The organism is Acidomonas methanolica, from assembly GCF_004346035.1.
GTDB lineage: Bacteria > Pseudomonadota > Alphaproteobacteria > Acetobacterales > Acetobacteraceae > Acidomonas > Acidomonas methanolica.
Map to the genome: position 1 here is coordinate 153730 of NZ_SLZN01000004.1, position 18316 is coordinate 172045.

Below are 18316 nucleotides of genomic sequence, written 5' to 3' on the forward strand. Positions count from 1 at the left end.
CGGGGGTCAGGGGGTCGAGGACATCATGACCGTGATCGTGGGGTCCGGCGCGCCGCTGATTTGCAGCACGTGCCAGCCCGCATGAAGGGGGAAGCTGACGATCTTGGCGATGCCGGTGCAGTCCGGCCCGTGCTGATGGGCGCTGGACGGCAGATCGGCGCGGTCCTGCACCATGTCGATCCAGGCGCGGCCGCTCAGCATGACGCGATAGGTCGCGCCGCTGGGCACGTCGATGCCGATCATTCCGCCATACGGGCCGTGACTCCCCTTGCCGCCCGGGGGGACGATGAAATGCACGGTTCCGATGTCGGGCAGATGGAGCGTCACGGCGCGGCCCAGCGGCAGCGTCGCCTGATAGGTGCCCGATTCCTGCCACGCGGCGACGCCGAGGCCGGGATGCGCCCATCTTTCGAAACCGGAAGGAAGAGGCGCATCCCGGGGGCAGGGCGCTGCGTGAGCCGCCCCGAATGCGAGCAAGGCCGCGACGGCGGGGAAAAAACGATGCTTCATGATGCGCGAGCGTAGCTTGCGAGCGATGCCGCGTCCATTCCCGCGCCTCGCCGACTTGGCGTGCAGGGTTTCCAAAGGGCGGGGTCCGCGTGCCGCCGGAGTCCTTGCGCCGCTCGGGGCGTGCGCTACCATCGGCGCAAAAGACGGAGGCGTGAATGAAATGGCGGGCGATGGCCGTGCTGGCCCTGATGGCCGGGGCGACGGGGGCGGGGGCTGCGCGGGCGGAAACGGCGCGGGTGGCGATCGCCGCCAATTTCATCGCTCCGGCGAAAGTGCTGATCGTCGCCTATGACCAGGCGAGCGGCAACGACGTGCAGGCGAGTTTCGGGTCGAGCGGACAGTTCCTGACGCAGATCCGCAACGGCGCGCCGTTCGACGCCTTTCTCTCCGCCGATGCGGCCCGGCCGGACTCCCTGCTGAAGGCGCATCTGGCGGTGAGCGGCAGCGGTTTCACCTATGCCGTCGGGACGCTCGTGCTGTGGAGCGGCGACGCGGCTCTGCCGGCGGGGGAAGCCGTCCTGCGGAGCGGGCGGTTCGCCCATCTGGCGATCTGCAATCCCGCGCTCGCCCCCTATGGCGCGGCGGCGGTCGAGGCGATGCGGAAGCTCGGCGTTTACGACGCGCTCGAACCGCGTCTCGTCGTCGGGGCGGATGTGGCGCAGGCCTGGCAGTTCGCCCGCTCGGGGAGCGCCGAGCTGGGTTTCGTCGCCTATTCGCAGGTCAAGGCGGCGGGGAACCCCGGCAGTGTCTGGGTCGTGCCGGAGACGCTCTATGCTCCGATTCATCAGGACGCGGTGCTGCTGGCGCATGGTGAAGGGAATGCGGCGGCGAAGGGATTTCTCGCCTATCTGAAGACGCCGGCCGCGCGGGCGGTCATTGCCCGCTATGGATACGGGAAATGAGGTCGCGTCCCGCATGGTAAGGGAGCCCGCACGGTGATGGACCCGGATCTCGGCGTGGCGATCTGGCTGACGGTCAAGCTCGCGACGGTGACGACCGTGCTGTCGATGGCGGTCGGCGCGCCGATCGCCTGGCGGCTGGCGCGCGGGCGCGGATTCTGGCGGGATGTGGCGGCGAGCGTGCTGTCCCTGCCGATGGTTCTGCCGCCGACGGTACTGGGCTTCTACATGCTCCTGCTGCTGGGGCCGCGCGGCCCCGGCGGCGCGGTGGCCGGGCTCTGGGGGGCGAGAACGCTGGCGTTCAGCTTCGGGGGGCTGGTTTTTGCCTCGGTCGCGGCGTCGCTGCCTTTCGTGATCCAGTCGGCGCGGGCGGGGTTCGAGAGCGTCGATCCCCGGCTGATCGAGGCCGCCTGGACGCTGCGCGCCACGCCTCTGCGGGCCTTCGTCACCGTGGGGGTTCCGCTGGCCGCGCCGGGGCTGGCGGCGGCGGCGGTGCTGGCCTTCGCGCACACGGTGGGCGAGTTCGGGCTGATCCTGATGATCGGCGGCGATCTGCCGGGGCGGACTCGGGTGCTGTCCATCGCGCTCTATGACGCGGTGGAGTCGGATCGCTGGGGCGAGGCGCACTGGATCGCCGGGGGGATGGTGGCGTTTTCCTTTCTCGCCGTGCTGGGGCTGACCGTCACCCAGCGCCTGATGTCGCGGTCCCGCGCGCCGTGAGCGGAGTGGAGGCGGCGTTCAGCGGGCGGATCAGCGGGAAGATGCTGGATGTCGCCATCGCCGTTCCCGCAGCGGGGGTGACGGCGATGGTGGGGCCGTCCGGCGCGGGCAAGACGACGGTCCTGCGCGCCATGGCCGGGCTGCATCGTTTCGCTCAGGGGCGGTGCGTCGTGAACGGCGTGGTCTGGCAGGACGACTCGGTGTTCCTTCCGCCCTGGCGGCGCGGCACCGGCTATGTGTTCCAGGAATCGGCGCTCTTTCCGCATCTCGATGTGCGGCGGAACCTGCTGTACGGCGCGCGCTCGGGCGGGCTGGACGAGATCGCGGCGCTGCTCGATCTCGCGCCCCTGCTGGGGCGGGGGGTGAAGGCGCTTTCGGGCGGCGAGCGCCAGCGTGTGGCGCTGGGGCGGGCGCTGCTCTCGCGGCCGGTGCTGATGCTGATGGACGAGCCGCTTTCGGCGCTGGATCATGCGGCGCGCGACAAGGTTCTCGCCCGCCTGCGCCCGTTTCTCGCCGCGCGGGGGCTGCCCGCGCTCTATGTGACGCATGATCCGGCGGAGCGGGCGGCCATCGCCGACCGGGAGGTAGTCCTCTGAGGGGGGCTCAGTCCAGCCGCACGGCCGGGCGGATGAAACGGTCGAGCCCATCGGTGATCATGGAGAGCAGCCCCCGCCACGGGCCGTAGATTTCGAACTGATGCTGGCGGTAGAGCGCCAGATGGCCCACCCGCGCGGAGAGCCCGCGGAACCATCCGCCGCCGAAAACGGTGCCGCCGGAGAAGGTGCCCCAGCCATTGTAATCGCTCAACGCCACGATCGCGCCCTTGTTGCGGAACGTCCAGTCGGGGACCGGCGTGCCGGCGAGCAGCCGAGCGGGGAGGTGGCGCGCGAGATGGTGAGCCTGCTGACGCGCGGCCTGCGCCGTGGGCGCGACCGGGTTGCCGACGATGAAGGAGCAGTCGCCCATGGCGAAGAAGCGGTCGTCGTCGATGGATTGCAGGGAGGGATGCACCTCGACCTGGCCCGAGCGGGTCAGCTTGAGGGCCCCGAAGCGTTCCGTCACGGCAGGCGCGCGAACGCCCGCCGCCCAGACGCGCAGCTCGGCGTCGACGCGGCCGCCGTCGCGGAGCGTGTAGCCGGTCGCGTCGGCGCCAGTCACCATGGCGTTCATGCGGACGGTGACGCCCAGGGCTTCGAGCTCCTTCGTGGCCGCGGCCGAGACCTCCTCGGGGAAGGCGGGCAGGATGCGCGTCCCGGCTTCGAGCAGGGTGACGTTGAGCGTCGGCGGGGTCTGGCCGAAAGAATAGAGGGCGGCCAGTTCGAGCGCCTTGTGCAGTTCGGCCGCAAGCTGCGTGCCGGTGGCGCCGCCGCCGACGATGGCGATGTTGAGCGGTTCGTGGTCGGCGAAGGCGCGGAGCAGGGCCATGCGGAATTTCTCGTTGAAGCTGTTGGCTTCGACGAAATTGTCAATGAAGAGGCAATGCTCCAGAATGCCGGGCGTGCCGAAATCATTGGCGCGGCTGCCGATGGCGAGCACGACGATATCGTAGTGCACCATGCGCTCGCCCAGCACCTCCGACCCGTCCGCGGCGCGGACGGGGGCCAGCGTCAGGGCGCGGTTCTCGCGATCGATCGCGGTGATCTCGCCCGGCCAGAATTCGAAATGGTGACGACTCGCCTGGGGCAGGAAGGGGATGCGGTCATTCTCGTTCTGCGCCGTGCCCGCCGCGAAGCAGTGGAGCATGGGTTTCCACACATGGGCGAAACTCTTGTCCACCAGGGTGATGGCCGCCTGTCCCGTGCGGCCGAGCTGATCGCCCAGCCGCGTGGCGAGCGCGAGTCCCGCGACGCCGCCGCCCACGATGACGAGACGCGGCTTGTGGAGCTGTGGCGGGGAGGAAGGATCTCGAGGTGAGGCGGTCTGGTTCACGGAAGATATCTCCGGCTGTTCCATGCGTCGGATGACGGCCTCTTATAAAAAGCGGAATTATCCGGACGGCAAGCGTCTCTTTTCCTGGCGCGCCCAACACCGGAAGCCAACACCTCAAGAAGGCAGGAAACATGAATGTGAGAAGGGGCCCGAAGGCCCCTTCCCCAGTTCCGCTCAGAAGAAGCCGAGCTTCTTTTCGCTGTAGCTGACCAGCATGTTCTTGGTCTGCTGGTAGTGCTCCAGCACCATCTTGTGCGTCTCGCGCCCGATGCCGGATTTCTTGTAGCCGCCGAAAGCGGCATGAGCGGGATAGGCGTGATAGCAGTTGATCCACACACGCCCGGCTTCGAGCCCGCGACCCATGTGGAAGCAGGTATTGGCGTTGCGGCTCCACACGCCGGCGCCGAGACCGTATTCGGTGTCGTTGGCGATGGCGAGGGCTTCGGCCTCGGTCTTGAAGGTCGTGACCGCGAGGACCGGGCCGAAGATCTCCTCCTGGAAGATCCGCATCTTGTTGTTGCCCTTGAAGACGGTCGGCTCGACATAGAATCCGTCATTGAAGGAGGCGCCGAGATCGGGGCGCGCGCCGCCGGTCAGGAGCTGCGCGCCTTCCTGCTTGCCGATCTCGATATAGCTGAGGATCTTGTCCTCCTGCATCTTCGAGTTCTGCGCGCCCATCATGGTGGTGGGGTCGAGCGGGTTGCCCTGCTTGATCGCCTTCACGCGGGGAAGGACGCGCTCCATGAAGCGGTCATAGATCGATTCATGCACCAGCGCGCGGCTCGGGCAGGAGCAGATCTGGCCCTGGTTGAGCGCGAACATGGTGAAGCCCTCGACGGCCTTGTCAAGATAGTCGTCATCATGATCCATGATGTCGGCGAAGAAGACGTTGGGCGACTTGCCGCCGAGTTCCAGCGTCGCGGGGATGAGGTTCTCCGCCGCCGCATGGGCGATGAACTTGCCGGTCGCCGTCGAACCGGTGAAGGCGATCTTGGCGATGCGCGTGTTGTTCGCCAGCGCCGCGCCGACATTCTTGCCCAGCCCGTTGACGATGTTGAGCACGCCGGGCGGGAAGAGGTCGCCGATGATCTCCATGACGACCAGCAGCGAGGCCGGGGTGGTCTCGGCGGGCTTCATGACGACGCAATTGCCGGCGGCCAGCGCCGGCGCCAGCTTCCAGGCGGCCATCAGGATCGGGAAGTTCCACGGAATGATCTGGCCGACGACGCCCAGCGGCTCGTGGAAATGGTAGGCGTAGGTCGTCGCGTCGATCTCGGAGATTCCGCCTTCCTGCGCGCGCAGGCACCCGGCGAAGTAGCGGAAATGATCGATGGCGAGCGGGATGTCCGCGTTCATCGTCTCGCGGATGGGCTTGCCGTTGTCCCACGTCTCGGCGCGGGCGATGAGATCGAGATTCTGCTCCATGCGGTCCGCGGCGCGGAGCAGGGCGAGGGAGCGGGCGGCGGGCGAGGTGGCGGCCCAGCCGGCCTTCGCCTTGTGCGCGGCGTCCAGCGCCAGCTCGATATCGGCGGCCGTGGAGGACGGAACCTCGCACAGGATCTGGCCGTTCACCGGCGACGGATTCTTGAGATACTGGCCCTCGACGGGCGCGCGCCACTCGCCGCCGATATAGTTCTCGTAACGGGACTTGAAGGGGGGAACCTGGTTGGATGCAGACATGATCGTCACAGCCTTTCGTGCTGGTCTGAACGGGACACGGCGCGTCGGTCATGTCCGGACCGGAGGATCATAACACAAAAACGGTTATCATCTGCCGTCCGGACGTTACAGCCGTCGTGTCGCTTCCGATGCGTCCGAGGGAACGTCGTTCAAGGACTTGCAGTTAGGCCAGCCCTGATAACGGGACCAAGAGCGCGGAATATCACAAATAAGTGATAATAGCACCCGGTGCCATAAATCGCGACCTAACTGCCTGTTGAAGAATAATAACATCCCGGTGAGCCCATCACATCGAATTTTCGTTACTTTCGCCGGATTCGTGGTCGGGACGGCGTCCGAGCGAAATCCGGGACAGGCGCGCGCGGACAGGGTAGAACGAATCGGCTCGTTTTCCCGATCCGTCCCCGTTCCGGACTCCCCGTTCCAGAACCTTCGTCCTAAAATCTTCAGGAGATCCTCGTGCCGTCGTCACTCCGTCTCGTGTCGCTCCTCTTCGCGGCCGTCGCCGTCGCCCCTGCCGCACGCGCCTGGGGGCCGTACGGCCATGCGATCGTCGCCGATATCGCCCAGTCCCGTCTGACGCCGCAGGCCGCGCAGGGCGTGGCCGCCCTTCTGGCGCAGGAGGGGCATCAGTCTCTGGACGAGGTGGCGTCCTGGCCGGACACGATCGGCCATCTGCCCCGGAGCGCGGGCGGCGCGCCGGAGACTCTGTCCTGGCATTATGTGGATATCGACGTGGCGGAGCAGGCGTACGACCGGGCGCGCGACTGCCCGGGGGATGCCTGCGTGGTGGAGAAGCTGCCGCAGATGGAAGCTGTGCTGGCCGATGCGCATGCCCCGGCGGAGAAGCGGCTGGAGGCGCTGAAATGGGTGGTGCATCTGGTGGGCGACATCCACCAGCCGCTTCACGCCGCCCAGCGCGCCGAAGACAAGGGCGGCAATACGGTGCGGCTCACCTATTATGGGGATGATGCCAACGGTCATATGAACCTGCACTCACTTTGGGACAGCGGCGTGATCGACAGGGAGGCGGGGCTGGTCGTGGGGCGGCATTACAGCATCGACTTCGCCGCCGCCCGGAAGGAAGCGAAGGTGCTGGACGCGGCGATCACGCCGGACGAGGCGGCTTACTGGGCGTCCGACGTGACGCCGGGCGGAGAGCGCCGCGCGGCGATCGACTGGGCGGATGAGAGCCATGGCCTCGCGCGGAGTCTTGTCTATGGGGCGTTGCCCGCGAACAAGGGGGCCGATCTGGGCGACGCCTATTCCGCCATGGCCTGGCCGGTGGTCCAGATCCGGCTGGAGCAGGCCGGCGTGCGGCTCGCCGCCGTGCTGAATCAGAGCTTCGGACCCTCGCCGTAACGCTGGATCGAGACCTTCGCCGCGACATGCGGCAGGGGCGCGCGACAGGTGATGAAGGCGTCCTGCTCCAGCCGTTCGCAATAATCGAGATAGCGGAGCAGAGCGCGCTCGGCGCGCGGTCCGGGGCCATGGACGCGCTTGTAATGGCGCCAGAGATGCAGGGCGTTGACAGGCCATGGATCATAGGCGTGCTCCATCAGGCGATGCCGGATCGCGGGAGGCAGGCTGTCGAAGGCGGCCCAGGGGTCGCCCTCATGGCGTCTCCAGAGGGCGTCGCGCCCGTTTTCGTCGTTATGGTCCGGCATGGCTTTCGGTCTCGCAGGATATAGAATGATATAACATATCATTCCCTGCGGGCTTGTCACGGGAGGCCCGACGAGGAGAACTCTTGCCTTCGCGCGCGGAAGAACTTCATCTGTCGGTGGAGGGATCAGGGAGGGATGGACGCGCCATGACGGGTGATGAAGCATTGGCGGGTTTTTTTTCGTCGGTCGGGTCCGATTTTCTGCCGTTCGACACGGCCGACGGCGCTCTGGCGCGGATTTCGGTGCTGTATGACGAGGGCGTGACGCGGCTGCGCCGTGCCTTCGCCGCGCGCGAGGCGGCGACGTCCTGTTATCCCTATCTCGCCTTCCCCTTGTCCCGCGCCGCCATTCCCGCGGGCGTTCGCCCGCCCTTCGACAATATTCTCGAACCGGGTTTCTACGGCACGACGCTGACGCGGCCGGTGCTGTTCGCCGAATATTGGCGCGAGCAGATCGGCGCGCTGCTGCGGGATTACCGCTGCCCGGTCTATGTCGGGCTGTCCCGCCGTCCGATGCCGCTCTCCTATGTGATGGAGGACGCGGTGGCGGGGCTGACGGAGCGCGACATGCATCTGTTGCAGGATCGTTTCGCCCTGCCGGACCTGCATGCGACGGACGATACGATCGCGAATTGCGAGATCATTCCCGGCGCCGACCGGCCGCGCCCGCTGGCGCTCTTCACGGCCGAGCGGACGGATTATTCGCTGGCGCGGCTGCATCATTACACCGGCACGGCACCGCGCCATTTCCAGCGTTTCATCCTGCTGACGAACTATCAGCGCTATGTCGACGGCTTTCGCGACCATGCGCGCGCGCAGGTGGACGCGGCGACGGAGTACGACAGTTTCGTCGAGCCGGGCGATGTCATCTATCGCGCGGGGAGCACGCCGGAAGAGCCGATGGCGGGCCTGCCGCAGATGCCCGCCTATCATCTCTGCCGCCCGGACGGGGATGGCATCACGCTGGTGAATATCGGCGTCGGCCCCTCCAACGCCAAGACGATTACCGATCATCTGGCCGTGCTGCGCCCGCATTGCTGGCTGATGGTGGGGCATTGCGCCGGGCTCCGCCGATCCCAGCTCCTGGGCGACTATGTGCTGGCGCATGGCTATGTGCGCGACGATCACGTGCTGGACGACGATCTGCCGCCCTGGGTGCCCGTGCCGCCGATCGCCGAGGTCCAGGTGGCGTTGCAGGAGGCGATGCTGCGCGTGACGGGGCTGGAGGCGGGGGACATCAAGACCCGGCTGCGGACCGGCACGGTGATGACCACGGACAACCGGAACTGGGAGTTGCGGCTCCAGGCGCTGTTCACCCAGATCAACATGAGCCGCTCCATCGCGGTGGACATGGAATCCGCCACCATCGCGGCGAACGGCTTCCGCTTCCGCGTGCCGTACGGGACGCTGCTCTGCGTCTCCGACAAGCCGCTGCATGGCGAACTCAAGCTGCGGGGTATGGCGAACGCCTTCTATCGCGAGCGGGTGAGCCAGCATCTGATGGTCGGCATCGAGACCATGCGGCTTCTGCGCGAGCGGGGGATGCGGAATCTGCACTCCCGCAAGCTGCGCGGATTCGACGAGCCGCCCTTCCGCTGAGGGGTCAGCGGAAAATGAACGTTCCTCTGACGGGCGGATGGTGGGCGACGTGGCAGGCGGTGCAGTCCTTCACCGGGCCCGATTTCCGTCCGTTGCGCGCCATCCGCAGGTGACAGCCCTCGCAGAACTCATGGAACAGCCGCTGCGTGTCGGCGGAGGTGGCGGGGGTGAGCAGGTGGCAGGCCACGCATTCCTTCGACGGGCCGGATTGCAGCAGCGGATCGTTCACGTCGTGATGGCAGGTCATGCAGGGGAATTGCCCGTGCACGGCGTGCGGAAAACTCAGCGGCTCGCCGCGGTGGCGCGTATCGTGCCGGAAATGGGCCACGCCCGCGCCGAGCGCGAGCAGCGCGCATGATCCGGCCAGAAGGGGCGGCAGGAGATGGCGCCGATGCGGGGTCATCGAAGGGTCCGCAAGATGAGGGGCAGGCCAGCGGCCAGGCAGAGGAGCGCGAAGCCCAGCACCAGTCGCGCGGGCAGGGCGGCGGCGACCCGGCGGCGCTTTTGCCCCCTTTTGCGGCCCGTCGCCGCGAAGATCCTCATCCGGCGGAGGCTGGGCGCGAGCAGGGCCAGACCCGCGCCGCTCCAGATCAGGGCCTGCGCGACGGCGCTGGTCGCGTGGTCGCGGGACAGCACGATATGGACGGCTGCGAGCAGCACCGCCGCCGCTGCGATTCCGCGATGCAGCAGGTCGAAATGCCGCGCATCCGCGTAGAGGCGTTTGATGACGCTCAGCGAGGCGCTTGTGCCGAAACAGAGCAGCAGCGCGAGCCCCGCGCCCAGACCGGCGAGCATCGGCCAGGGCGCGGCCGGTGTGAGATAGACGAAGGTGACCCTGCCGAGGCTCAGAAACAGCGCGGCATGGAGCAGCAGCAGTCCGAGCAGCAGAATCGCGAGCAGGCGGTGCAGGTTGAGGAAGAACTTGCCGTCCCATAACGGCCGCGCGGCGGGGCGCGCGGAGAGCAGGCTCATCGCGCAGAGCAGGAAGAAGGCGTCATATCCCGCTACGAAGCTCCCGGCGAGGCGAATATCGCCCGGCGGGTCGTAAACGCCATACCAGAGGGCCGTGACGAGCCCGAGCAACACGACGCCATAGGAGACGAAAAGCGTCACGCGATGCCCTTCATGTCGTTGCCGAAGGAGACGTCTTCCTGCGCCGGGGAAAAAGAAGCGCAAGGACCGCCGCTTTTTCCGCGGTCCGTTATGATCCGCTGCCTTGCTTCAGATTCATCGTGCCCTCCCGAGGCTTCCAGATCGAATACATTTCGATATCGTATCACTCTGTCCGCTCCCGCTCAATCGGAGGCCGTTGACGCGCCGCGCCCGCGCGCCCACTCTCCGGCGGAATTTTTCGCGGAGAGTCCCGTCATGCCCCGGCCCGTTTCCGCATGGCGTGTCGCTCCGTTCTTGCAGGAGGAAGCGATGGGGCTGATGGGTCCGGCGGAAGGGCAGGTCGAACAGCTTATGGCGGCAATGGCATGACGCTCGATCCGCCGCCGAGTTTTTCAGCCTGGCATGTTGCACGCCATCGTGCGCGGCACCAGCACCACGAGGGCGGCCGGATTTTCGCCGATCCGCTGGCCTCGATCCTGCCCGGCCTGTCGCAGGACGCACTCCTTGCCGATCCGGACAGGCCATGGGAGGCGCGCTCGCGCCGCTTCATCGCCGCGCGCAGCCGCATTGCCGAGGACCGTCTGGCGCGCGCCGTGCAGGGGGGTACGCGGCAATTGGTGGTGCTGGGGGCGGGGCTGGAAACGATCGGGTTGCGCCATCCCCATGCCGGGGAGGGGCTGCGCATTTTCGAGGTCGATCGCCCCGAGATGCTGGCATGGAAGCGCGCGCGCGTCGCGCAGGCCGGGCTGGCTATTCCGGAGGGCGTGCGCCTCGTGCCGTGCGACCTGGAGCGGGACGGCCTCCTGCCGCGTCTTCAGGAGGCGGGGTTCGATCCGTTCCGCCCGGTGTTCTTCTTCTGCCTCGGGCTGCTGCCGTATCTGACATGGGAGATGAACGACGCGTTGCTGCGGTTCATCTCATCCCTGCCGCGCGGCGAGGTCGTCTACGATTATTACGAGCCTGCCGAGATGCTCTCGGGGGAGGAGCGCGCCTATGCCGAGAACCGGACGAAAGCTCTGGCGGAGCACGGCGAGACCTGGCGGACGGATTTCTCGCCGCGCGCGATGGAAGATCTGCTGGAACTCACCAATTTCCGCTGGTTCGAGGATCTCGGCGCGGCGGAGATCGCCGCATTGTTCGGCCCGGCCGAGGGCGCGCCGGGTGCCGATTCGGGCGGGCATGTCGTGCATGCCCGGGCCTGAGGCGCGGGGCGCAGGAGAGAGTCAGAGACCGTTCAGCGGCGGCGGCACGCGGGCTTCGGCCAGCGCCGCCGCCTGACGCGCCGCGAGCGCCGTTTCGTCGAAACCGGCGATGATGTCCTGGAACATGCGGTGCCAGTTCAGCCGCGCGCCCAGCCGGAGGAACACGCTGCCCAGCCCGATGGCGGAGCGGTCCACCAGCACGAACTCGCGCGACGGCGTCACCCCGCCGGTGCGCTTGATGCCCTCATAGACCTTGCTCAGCAGGTCTCGCCCTTCATTGGGGTTGTCGCTGTTCTGGATCGGCCTTTCACGGTCGTCCATCAGCGGCCCGTAGAGGAAGGCCGCCCACTCGTTGAGAATGGCGGCGGTCTCGCGGTTGATGCCCTTGAAGCCCCAGAGCGCGTAGGCGTGGAAGGCGCGATCCTCGTCGCGTTCGGTGAGGGCGGTGAAGAGTTCGATGATCCCCTTGACGAAGGATGCGGGGAAAACCCGGATCGCGCCGAAATCGAGCAGGTTGAGGCCGAAATCGTCGCGGATGGTGAAATTGCCCATATGCGGGTCGCCATGGATCACCCCGTAGCGATAGACCGGCACATACCACGCCCGGAACAGCGCGCGGGCGATGGCGTTGCGCTCCTCCTGCGTGGGGTCGGCGTCCAGCACCGCCTGCAACCCGCGCCCGCTGACCCAGTCCATGGTGAGCAGGCGCCGGGTGGTCAGCGTCTCGACTGGCTCGGGAACGGAAATCTCCTCGTCGTCCTTCAGCATGAGGGTGTAAAGGCGCAGATGGGAGGCTTCGCGCTCGTAATCCAGCTCCTCGCGCAGGCGGGAGGTAAGCTCGGCGACCACGTCCTCCTGTCTGACGGCGGGCGCGAATTGCTGGAACAGCCCGATGGCGACGCGGAACTGCCGTAAATCGGCCTCCACGGCTGAATTCATGTCGGGATATTGCAGCTTGCAGGCCACGTCCCGCCCGTCGGCCGTGATCGCGCGATGCACCTGCCCGAGCGAGGCGGCGGCGACGGCCTCACGGCTGAAGGCGCGGAAATTCTTCTCCCAGCCTGCGCCGAGTTCCGCCATCATGCGCCGCCGCACGAAGCTCCAGCCCATGGGCGGGGCATTGGCCTGAAGCTGGGCCAGTTCGCGGGCGTAATCGTCCGGCAGCGCGCCGGGGATGGTGGACAGGAGCTGGGCGGCCTTCATCAGCGGCCCCTTGAGGCCGCCGAGCGCCGCCGTCAGATCGCCCGCATGGCCGGCGGCGCTGGGCTTGAGGCCCAGCCGGCTGCCCGCGAAGCGCGCCGCCATGCCGCCGACCGCGCCCGACGTCCGGGCCATGCGGCGCAACTCGCCGAGGAAGCCCGTCCTGTCCATGTCCCGCGCGCGCCGGACGTCGCGATCGTCCCTGCTCTCCCCGGTCTCTTCAGGATCGGTCGTCATGCCCGTTCCGCCTCGCTGTCCGCCGCGGCCAGTTCGTCGATCAGCCCGGCGATCACATCCAGCCCCCGGCGCCAGAAGGCGGGATCTCCCGCGTCGAGCCCGAAGGGGGCGAGCAACTCCCGATGACGGAGCGTGCCGCCCGCCTCCAGCATCGCGAGATAGGTGTCCGCGAAGCCCGGCAATCCGTCCTGATAGACGCCGTACAGCGCGTTCACCAGGCAATCGCCGAACGCATAGGCGTAGACGTAGAACGGCGAATGCACGAAATGCGGGACATAGGACCAGTAGAGATCGTAATCCGGCGTGAAATGGAAGGCGGGGCCGAGGCTGTGCGCCTGCACCTCGCGCCACAGCGCGCCGATGCGTTCGGCGGGCAGTTCGCCGCCGCGCCGCTCGTCATGCAGCTTCGTCTCGAACTGGTAGAAGGCGATCTGGCGCGCCACGGTGTTCAGCATGTCCTCGACCTTCGCCGCCAGCATGAAGCGCCGGGCGGCGGGATCGGTCTCCGCTTTCAGCAGGGACTGGAAGGTCAGCATCTCGCCGAAGACGGAGGCGGTTTCCGCCAGAGTCAGGGGTGTGGCGGACTGGAGATAGCCCTGCTTCGCCGCCAGAAGCTGATGGGCGCCATGGCCGAGTTCGTGGGCCAGCGTCATCACGTCGCGCGTGCGGCCATGATAGTTCATCAGCACGTAAGGATGGGCGGAGGGCACCACCGGGTGCGCGAAGGCGCCGGAGGACTTGCCCGGCACGGGGGCGGCGTCGATCCACGGATTGTCCATGAACCGCCCGACCAGCTCGCCGAGGCGCGGATCGAAGTCCCGATACGCCTTGCGCACGATGATGGTGGCGTCCGCCCATGAAATCCGCCGGTCGCTCGCGCCGGGGAGCGGGGCGTTGCGGTCCCAGTGTTCGAGCCTGTCCAGCCCCAGCCAGCGCGCCTTCATGCTGTAGTAACGATGGGAAAGGCGCGGATAGTCCGCGTCCACGGCGGCGACCAGCGCGTCCACCACCTCGTCCTCGACCATGTTGGCGCGATTGCGCGACGAGCAGGGGCGCGCATAGCCGCGCAGCGTGTCGCCGATCGCCTTGTCCTTGGCGAGGACGTTGGTGATCATCGTCAGCAGGCGGTTGTTCTCGCCCAGGACGCGGCTGATCTCCCCCGCCGCTGCGGCGCGTTTCGTGCGATCCGCGTCCGCGAGCTGGTTGAACGCCTCGCCCAGCGGCTTTTCCGCCCCGTCGAGCGTCACGGTCAGCGCCGCCATCGTCTCGTCGAAGAGCCGGTTCCACGCGGCGCGCCCGGTGACGGATTTCTCCATCAGCACCTGCTCCACCTCGTCGGAAAGCTGATAGGGGCGGAACACCCGGAGGTCGCGCAGATAGGGCCGCCATTTCGCCAGGGCCGGATCGGCGGTGAGCGCCGCCATCGGGGCGTCTTCGATGCGGTTCAGCTCCAGCGTGAAGAACAGCAGATGCGCGGCGAGTCCGGTCAGCGTCTCGCGCGTGTTCTGGGCGAAACGCTGGCTGGCCGGATCGGTCGTCTGCGCAGCGAAGGCAAGCTGGGCGTAGGAGCCGAGGCGGCCCATCGTCTCCTCGATGGACTCATACATGTCCAGCGCCTGCGCGAGGTCGCCGGCCGAGGCCGTGGCCAGCCGTCCTTTCCAGCGCGTGGCGAAGGCCTTGGCGGCGTCTTCCGTCCGCGCGATGTCGGCGGCGATCGCCGGATCGTCCGGCCCCGCATAGAGATCGCCGAGATCCCAGCGGGGCGGAGCGCCCGGGCCGGGGGGAGAAGATGTCTCGGTAGGGGAAAGCATGCGCATCGTCATGGAAGCGAGACTAGACCGCTCCCGGCTGAGTTCAAACCCCGCCCTGAGCCCGGTCGAAGCCCGGGTGTGATTCGCTCAGGTATTTTTCGGGTCGATGGAGTGGAACCCGTAGGTTTCATATTGCGTGGCGATTTTTCCGTCCGCGACGTTCACGACCATGAAGCCTTCCGGTGCGCCGAGCCGCGTGCCGTGCCACCAGTTGCCGCAGACCGCGCCGCCGGTAATGTAGGGGACGCCGTGCCAGTCCACCCGTTCCAGCACATGGGTATGGCCTTGCAGCACGGCGATGACGTTGACGGTGTCGAAGAGCGGCAGCACCTCCCAGGCATTGACGACGGAGAGGGCGCCGGGATGGGGCGGCGGCTCCTTCGGCGGGGGAAGATAGGCCGAGACCGCCGTCACCAGCGGGATATGCGTGACGACGATGACCGGCATGCCGGATGGCAGCGCCGCCAGATCGCGCCGGAGCCAGTCGAGCTGGGCGGCGTCGATGCGGCCCTCATAGAGCCGCTGGGCCGTGATGCCGATGGAATCCAGCACCACGACATGCACGCCCTTGTGGTCGAAGCTGTAATAGAGGCGGCCGAACTGGTCCTCGAAATATTTCTTGCCGTACATCGGATCGGTCGGCGCGACTCCGCTTTTCGTGTAGACGCCGAAGCAGTCGTGATTGCCGATCGTGTGATGCACGGGGAGGCTCAGGTCGTCGGCGGTGCGGCGGTAGAGATCCATCAGGGCGTTGGCGCGCCCGGCATTGACGCCGAGCGCGTCGAAGACATGGTCGCCGCCCTGTATCGCGAAATCCGCGTTGATTCGCCGCGCGCGCGCGAAGGCCATGTGGCAGCCCTTCGCCGCGTCGAGTTCCGGCTGGATATGGGTGTCGGTGATGAAGAGGAAGGTGAAGGGCTCATGAGCGAGCAGGGGAGGCCGCGCGGGAACGTCCGCCCGGGCGGCCCCGTTCGCGGCGAGCAGCGTCGCGCCGCCGAGCGAGAGGAAGTGGCGTCTCCTGAGCACTGTCATGGCGGGGCTCCGGTTCTGTGGGAAGGCCGGGAAACTGAGCCCTCATCCGCCGCGCGCGATCAAGATTTCCTGTGGTCGGTCACAAAACTTTAAAGGAATCGTGGGAGCGCCGGACATCGAACCGCAACTCGGAGCCCGACTGTCGCGCGGCCTGGGTCTGGCTCCGAGCCGCGTCATGTATATAAGTCACCTTTCCGCCTCTGGAGCCGTTTCCACAAGGAGGGCCGACAGTGTCGATTCTGCGCCTGCTGCTGGACGCCGCCGTCTGGAGTCCGCGCCGGCAGGACACGGGCCGGCAGAACAAGGGGCGCTCTCGGGGCCTCTCGCTTTTCGTTCTCCAGGCCGGCGGGTGTGACGGGTGCGCCTCGGAGTTCGATACGCTACGGTATGGGGTCTTCGGCGGCGAGGGCGACGCGATCCGCTTCGTCGATACGCCTTGCGATGCCGACCTTCTGCTTGTGACGGGATGCCTGACACGGCCGATGGTCGCCTGGGTTCATGAGATCTGGCAGGCGATGCCGAACCCGAAGGGGCTCGCTCTCGTCGGGGCCTGCGCGCTCGGGGAATGGCCGTTCCTTTCCGACTACGCCGTGAACGGCGGTTCGGCCGAGGATGCGTTCGACGGGATGATCCGATGCGATATGAGCCTGCGCGGCTGCCCACCCGCGCCGGAGGAGATTCTGCACGCGCTTCGCCGTCTCGCCGCGGGGCAGGTCGTGTCGTGACAAGGGCGGGCGCGGGGCGCGGGACAGAATTTTCGTGTCCGGCGCCTTCCATTTGTTGACTTCCCGACGCCTGATCCTGTAGGGAGCGCCACTCGCCCCTCTCCGGAGGGGCCAATAACAAAAAGCGACGGGGCGATGCCGACCGGGGGAGAAACCCTGGCAAAGAATCGCCAAGTGTTCGGACCGAAGAGAGTTTTGACATGTTTGCAGTGATCCGCACAGGCGGAAAGCAGTATCGCGTGGCGCCGCAAGCCACGCTGAAGGTCGAGAAGCTGGAGGCCGAGGCCGGCAGCACCGTGACCTTCACCGACGTGCTCGCGATCGGCGGCGAGACCGGCGTCACCATCGGCGCGCCCCTCGTGGCGGGCGCGAGCGTGACGGCGACCGTCATCGCCCAGGACCGTCTTGCCAAGGTCATCATTTTCAAGAAGCGCCGCCGGCAGAACAGCCGCCGCAAGAACGGGCACCGCCAGCCGGTTACTGTGCTGCGTATCGACGCGATCAACGCGGCCTGATCGGTCCGACAGGGAACTAGGGAGTAACACCCAATGGCACAGAAAAAGGCAGGCGGCTCCAGCCGTAACGGACGCGACAGCGCGGGCCGTCGTCTCGGCGTGAAGAAGTTCGGCGGCGAAGTGGTCGTGGCGGGCAACATCATCGTGCGCCAGCGCGGCACGAAGATGCATGCGGGCACGAATGTCGGCATCGGACGGGACCATACGCTCTTCGCGCTGGTCGACGGCCACGTGAAATTCCAGCGCCGTGCGGAAGGCCGCGTCCACGTTTCCGTGGAACTGGCCCAGGCCGCCGAATAACCACGGCGCGGGAAACGGCGCGGCGGCCCTCCCGGCGGGGGTCGCGCGCCTGTGCGGAGGTCGGCCCTGTCTGGGGTCGGCCTTTTTTGTTCTCCGGCCTTGTTGTATCGGCCCGAGCGGATGACGGACCATGAAATTTCTCGACCAGGCCAAGATCTATGTCCGTTCCGGCGACGGGGGCGACGGTGTCATCGCGTTCCGGCGGGAAAAATATATCGAGTTCGGCGGTCCTGACGGGGGCAATGGCGGCCGTGGCGGCGATGTCGTGTTCCGCGCGGTCGAGAACCTCAACACGCTGATCGATTTTCGCTACACCCAGCATTTCCGCGCGCGCAAGGGCGGCAACGGCGCGGGCTCCGACCGCACTGGCGCGGCTTCGCCGAACGTCGTGATCGACGTGCCCATCGGCACGCAGATCTTTGACGAGGACCGCGAAACGATGCTGGCCGATCTCGACAGGCCGGGCATGGAGATCACGCTCTGCCGCGGTGGCGACGGCGGTTTCGGCAACGCGCATTACAAGACGAGCACCAATCGCGCGCCCCGCCGGGCGGACAAGGGTTGGCCCGGAGAGGAACGCTGGGTCTGGCTGCGGTTGAAGCTGATCGCCGATGTCGGTCTGGTCGGGCTGCCGAATGCCGGGAAATCCACGCTGCTCTCCGTCTGCTCCCGCGCCAGGCCGAAGATCGCCGATTATCCGTTCACGACGCTGCATCCGCAGCTTGGCGTGGTGCGGATCAATGCGACGGAAGAATTCGTCATCGCCGACATTCCCGGCCTGATCGAGGGGGCGAGCGAGGGTGCCGGGCTGGGCGATCGGTTCCTCGGCCATGTCGAGCGCTGCGCCATGCTGGTCCACCTGCTGGACGGCACGCAGAGCCGGCTCGTGGCGCATTACCGCCTGATCCGCAAGGAACTCGCCGCTTATGACGAGGGGCTGGCGACCAAGCCGGAATTCGTCGTGCTGAACAAATGCGACGCGCTGACCCCGGCGCAGATCAAGGCCAAGACGCGCGCGCTGGCCAAGGCGTCGGGCGCGCCGGTCTTTCCCCTGTCCGGCGTCACGCGCGACGGCTTGCCGGAGTTGCTGCGCGCCGTGCAGGACCGGGTGAATGCGGCGCGGGAAAACGCGGCGCAGGACGTAATGCGCGATGATCTCCATGCATGACGAGCCCGCG

General features: G+C 67.2%; 19 protein-coding genes. 10 read left to right on the forward strand and 9 right to left on the reverse strand.

What is annotated here, in order from left to right:
* Nucleotides 1-6: 6 nt before the first annotated feature.
* Complete coding sequence (locus EDC31_RS05160; RefSeq protein ID WP_132126935.1) at nucleotides 7-510, reverse strand: hypothetical protein; 504 nt, start codon at nucleotides 508-510, stop codon at nucleotides 7-9.
* Between the two features lie 155 nt (nucleotides 511-665).
* Between EDC31_RS05160 and modA the strand changes: the two genes are divergently transcribed.
* The 3 genes from modA to EDC31_RS05175 are packed head-to-tail and all read left to right on the forward strand — an operon-like array spanning nucleotide 666 to nucleotide 2725.
* Nucleotides 666-1412, forward strand: coding sequence for a molybdate ABC transporter substrate-binding protein (gene modA / locus EDC31_RS05165; protein ID WP_042060311.1), 747 nt, complete (start codon nucleotides 666-668; stop codon nucleotides 1410-1412).
* Between the two features lie 36 nt (nucleotides 1413-1448).
* On the forward strand, nucleotides 1449-2129 hold the full coding sequence (gene modB / locus EDC31_RS05170; protein ID WP_042060309.1) for a molybdate ABC transporter permease subunit: 681 nt from the start codon (nucleotides 1449-1451) through the stop codon (nucleotides 2127-2129).
* Complete coding sequence (locus tag EDC31_RS05175; protein WP_204366681.1) at nucleotides 2126-2725, forward strand: ATP-binding cassette domain-containing protein; 600 nt, start codon at nucleotides 2126-2128, stop codon at nucleotides 2723-2725. The genes modB and EDC31_RS05175 overlap by 4 nt, the downstream gene beginning before the upstream one ends.
* 7 nt (nucleotides 2726-2732) lie before the next feature.
* On the opposite strand, the gene EDC31_RS05180 is transcribed toward EDC31_RS05175, so the two are convergent.
* A complete protein-coding gene (locus EDC31_RS05180) occupies nucleotides 2733-4058 on the reverse strand; it encodes an NAD(P)/FAD-dependent oxidoreductase (protein ID WP_042060374.1) in 1326 nt (441 codons plus the stop codon).
* Between the two features lie 174 nt (nucleotides 4059-4232).
* Nucleotides 4233-5738: an acetaldehyde dehydrogenase ExaC gene (exaC, locus tag EDC31_RS05185; protein ID WP_042060372.1), complete on the reverse strand. Its 1506-nt coding sequence runs from the start codon at nucleotides 5736-5738 to the stop codon at nucleotides 4233-4235.
* Between the two features lie 459 nt (nucleotides 5739-6197).
* Between exaC and EDC31_RS05190 the strand changes: the two genes are divergently transcribed.
* Nucleotides 6198-7100, forward strand: coding sequence for a S1/P1 nuclease (locus tag EDC31_RS05190; protein ID WP_081797729.1), 903 nt, complete (start codon nucleotides 6198-6200; stop codon nucleotides 7098-7100).
* Here EDC31_RS05190 and EDC31_RS05195 read toward each other — a convergent pair.
* Nucleotides 7076-7405 (reverse strand): DUF6525 family protein, encoded by a 330-nt coding sequence (locus EDC31_RS05195; protein WP_042060304.1) that lies wholly within the window; start codon nucleotides 7403-7405, stop codon nucleotides 7076-7078. The two genes, EDC31_RS05190 and EDC31_RS05195, sit on opposite strands and share 25 nt — an antisense overlap.
* Nucleotides 7406-7551: 146 nt before the next feature.
* On the opposite strand from EDC31_RS05195, the gene EDC31_RS05200 reads away from it, so the two are divergent.
* Nucleotides 7552-9003 carry an AMP nucleosidase gene (locus EDC31_RS05200; protein WP_042060371.1) on the forward strand — a complete coding sequence of 484 codons (1452 nt, stop codon included), beginning with the start codon at nucleotides 7552-7554 and terminating at the stop codon, nucleotides 9001-9003.
* A gap of 4 nt (nucleotides 9004-9007) precedes the next feature.
* Here the strand turns inward: EDC31_RS05200 and EDC31_RS17640 are convergent, their stop codons facing one another.
* Together EDC31_RS17640 and EDC31_RS17645 are read right to left on the reverse strand one after the other, a co-directional pair.
* The gene (locus tag EDC31_RS17640; RefSeq protein ID WP_052512045.1) at nucleotides 9008-9406 is read right to left on the reverse strand and encodes a cytochrome c3 family protein; all 399 of its coding nucleotides are present in this window, start codon (nucleotides 9404-9406) and stop codon (nucleotides 9008-9010) included.
* Nucleotides 9403-10116, reverse strand: coding sequence for a hypothetical protein (locus EDC31_RS17645; RefSeq protein ID WP_042060302.1), 714 nt, complete (start codon nucleotides 10114-10116; stop codon nucleotides 9403-9405). The genes EDC31_RS17640 and EDC31_RS17645 overlap by 4 nt, the downstream gene beginning before the upstream one ends.
* A gap of 365 nt (nucleotides 10117-10481) precedes the next feature.
* Between EDC31_RS17645 and EDC31_RS05210 the strand changes: the two genes are divergently transcribed.
* The gene (locus EDC31_RS05210) at nucleotides 10482-11318 is read left to right on the forward strand and encodes a class I SAM-dependent methyltransferase (RefSeq protein WP_042060300.1); all 837 of its coding nucleotides are present in this window, start codon (nucleotides 10482-10484) and stop codon (nucleotides 11316-11318) included.
* Nucleotides 11319-11339: 21 nt separating this feature from the next.
* Here the strand turns inward: EDC31_RS05210 and EDC31_RS05215 are convergent, their stop codons facing one another.
* From EDC31_RS05215 to EDC31_RS05225, 3 genes are all read right to left on the reverse strand, one after another.
* A complete protein-coding gene (locus tag EDC31_RS05215) occupies nucleotides 11340-12755 on the reverse strand; it encodes an ABC1 kinase family protein (protein ID WP_042060298.1) in 1416 nt (471 codons plus the stop codon).
* The gene (locus tag EDC31_RS05220) at nucleotides 12752-14578 is read right to left on the reverse strand and encodes a M3 family oligoendopeptidase (protein WP_042060297.1); all 1827 of its coding nucleotides are present in this window, start codon (nucleotides 14576-14578) and stop codon (nucleotides 12752-12754) included. The genes EDC31_RS05215 and EDC31_RS05220 overlap by 4 nt, the downstream gene beginning before the upstream one ends.
* Before the next feature lie 75 nt (nucleotides 14579-14653).
* Nucleotides 14654-15598 carry a metallophosphoesterase family protein gene (locus tag EDC31_RS05225; protein WP_042060296.1) on the reverse strand — a complete coding sequence of 315 codons (945 nt, stop codon included), beginning with the start codon at nucleotides 15596-15598 and terminating at the stop codon, nucleotides 14654-14656.
* Between the two features lie 230 nt (nucleotides 15599-15828).
* Here EDC31_RS05225 and EDC31_RS05230 point away from each other — a divergent pair, with 230 nt between their 5' ends.
* From EDC31_RS05230 to obgE, 4 genes are all read left to right on the forward strand, one after another.
* The gene (locus tag EDC31_RS05230; RefSeq protein ID WP_052512043.1) at nucleotides 15829-16323 is read left to right on the forward strand and encodes an NADH-quinone oxidoreductase subunit B family protein; all 495 of its coding nucleotides are present in this window, start codon (nucleotides 15829-15831) and stop codon (nucleotides 16321-16323) included.
* A gap of 200 nt (nucleotides 16324-16523) precedes the next feature.
* On the forward strand, nucleotides 16524-16838 hold the full coding sequence (gene rplU, locus EDC31_RS05235; RefSeq protein ID WP_042060294.1) for a 50S ribosomal protein L21: 315 nt from the start codon (nucleotides 16524-16526) through the stop codon (nucleotides 16836-16838).
* A 33-nt stretch (nucleotides 16839-16871) separates the two neighbouring features.
* Nucleotides 16872-17138 (forward strand): 50S ribosomal protein L27, encoded by a 267-nt coding sequence (gene rpmA / locus EDC31_RS05240; protein WP_042060292.1) that lies wholly within the window; start codon nucleotides 16872-16874, stop codon nucleotides 17136-17138.
* Between the two features lie 130 nt (nucleotides 17139-17268).
* Nucleotides 17269-18306 carry a GTPase ObgE gene (gene obgE / locus EDC31_RS05245; protein ID WP_042060289.1) on the forward strand — a complete coding sequence of 346 codons (1038 nt, stop codon included), beginning with the start codon at nucleotides 17269-17271 and terminating at the stop codon, nucleotides 18304-18306.
* The last annotated feature ends 10 nt before the right edge of the window (nucleotides 18307-18316 follow it).

Coding starts and splice junctions, on each gene's coding strand:
- EDC31_RS05160 (WP_132126935.1), bottom strand. CDS start 510: ATGAAGCATCGTTTTTTCCCCGCCGTCGCGGCCTTGCTCGCATTCGGG.
- modA (WP_042060311.1), top strand. CDS start 666: ATGAAATGGCGGGCGATGGCCGTGCTGGCCCTGATGGCCGGGGCGACG.
- modB (WP_042060309.1), top strand. CDS start 1,449: ATGGACCCGGATCTCGGCGTGGCGATCTGGCTGACGGTCAAGCTCGCG.
- exaC (WP_042060372.1), bottom strand. CDS start 5,738: ATGTCTGCATCCAACCAGGTTCCCCCCTTCAAGTCCCGTTACGAGAAC.
- EDC31_RS05195 (WP_042060304.1), bottom strand. CDS start 7,405: ATGCCGGACCATAACGACGAAAACGGGCGCGACGCCCTCTGGAGACGC.
- EDC31_RS05200 (WP_042060371.1), top strand. CDS start 7,552: ATGACGGGTGATGAAGCATTGGCGGGTTTTTTTTCGTCGGTCGGGTCC.
- EDC31_RS17640 (WP_052512045.1), bottom strand. CDS start 9,406: ATGACCCCGCATCGGCGCCATCTCCTGCCGCCCCTTCTGGCCGGATCA.
- EDC31_RS05210 (WP_042060300.1), top strand. CDS start 10,482: ATGACGCTCGATCCGCCGCCGAGTTTTTCAGCCTGGCATGTTGCACGC.
- EDC31_RS05215 (WP_042060298.1), bottom strand. CDS start 12,755: ATGACGACCGATCCTGAAGAGACCGGGGAGAGCAGGGACGATCGCGAC.
- EDC31_RS05220 (WP_042060297.1), bottom strand. CDS start 14,578: ATGACGATGCGCATGCTTTCCCCTACCGAGACATCTTCTCCCCCCGGC.
- EDC31_RS05225 (WP_042060296.1), bottom strand. CDS start 15,598: ATGACAGTGCTCAGGAGACGCCACTTCCTCTCGCTCGGCGGCGCGACG.
- rplU (WP_042060294.1), top strand. CDS start 16,524: ATGTTTGCAGTGATCCGCACAGGCGGAAAGCAGTATCGCGTGGCGCCG.
- rpmA (WP_042060292.1), top strand. CDS start 16,872: ATGGCACAGAAAAAGGCAGGCGGCTCCAGCCGTAACGGACGCGACAGC.
- obgE (WP_042060289.1), top strand. CDS start 17,269: ATGAAATTTCTCGACCAGGCCAAGATCTATGTCCGTTCCGGCGACGGG.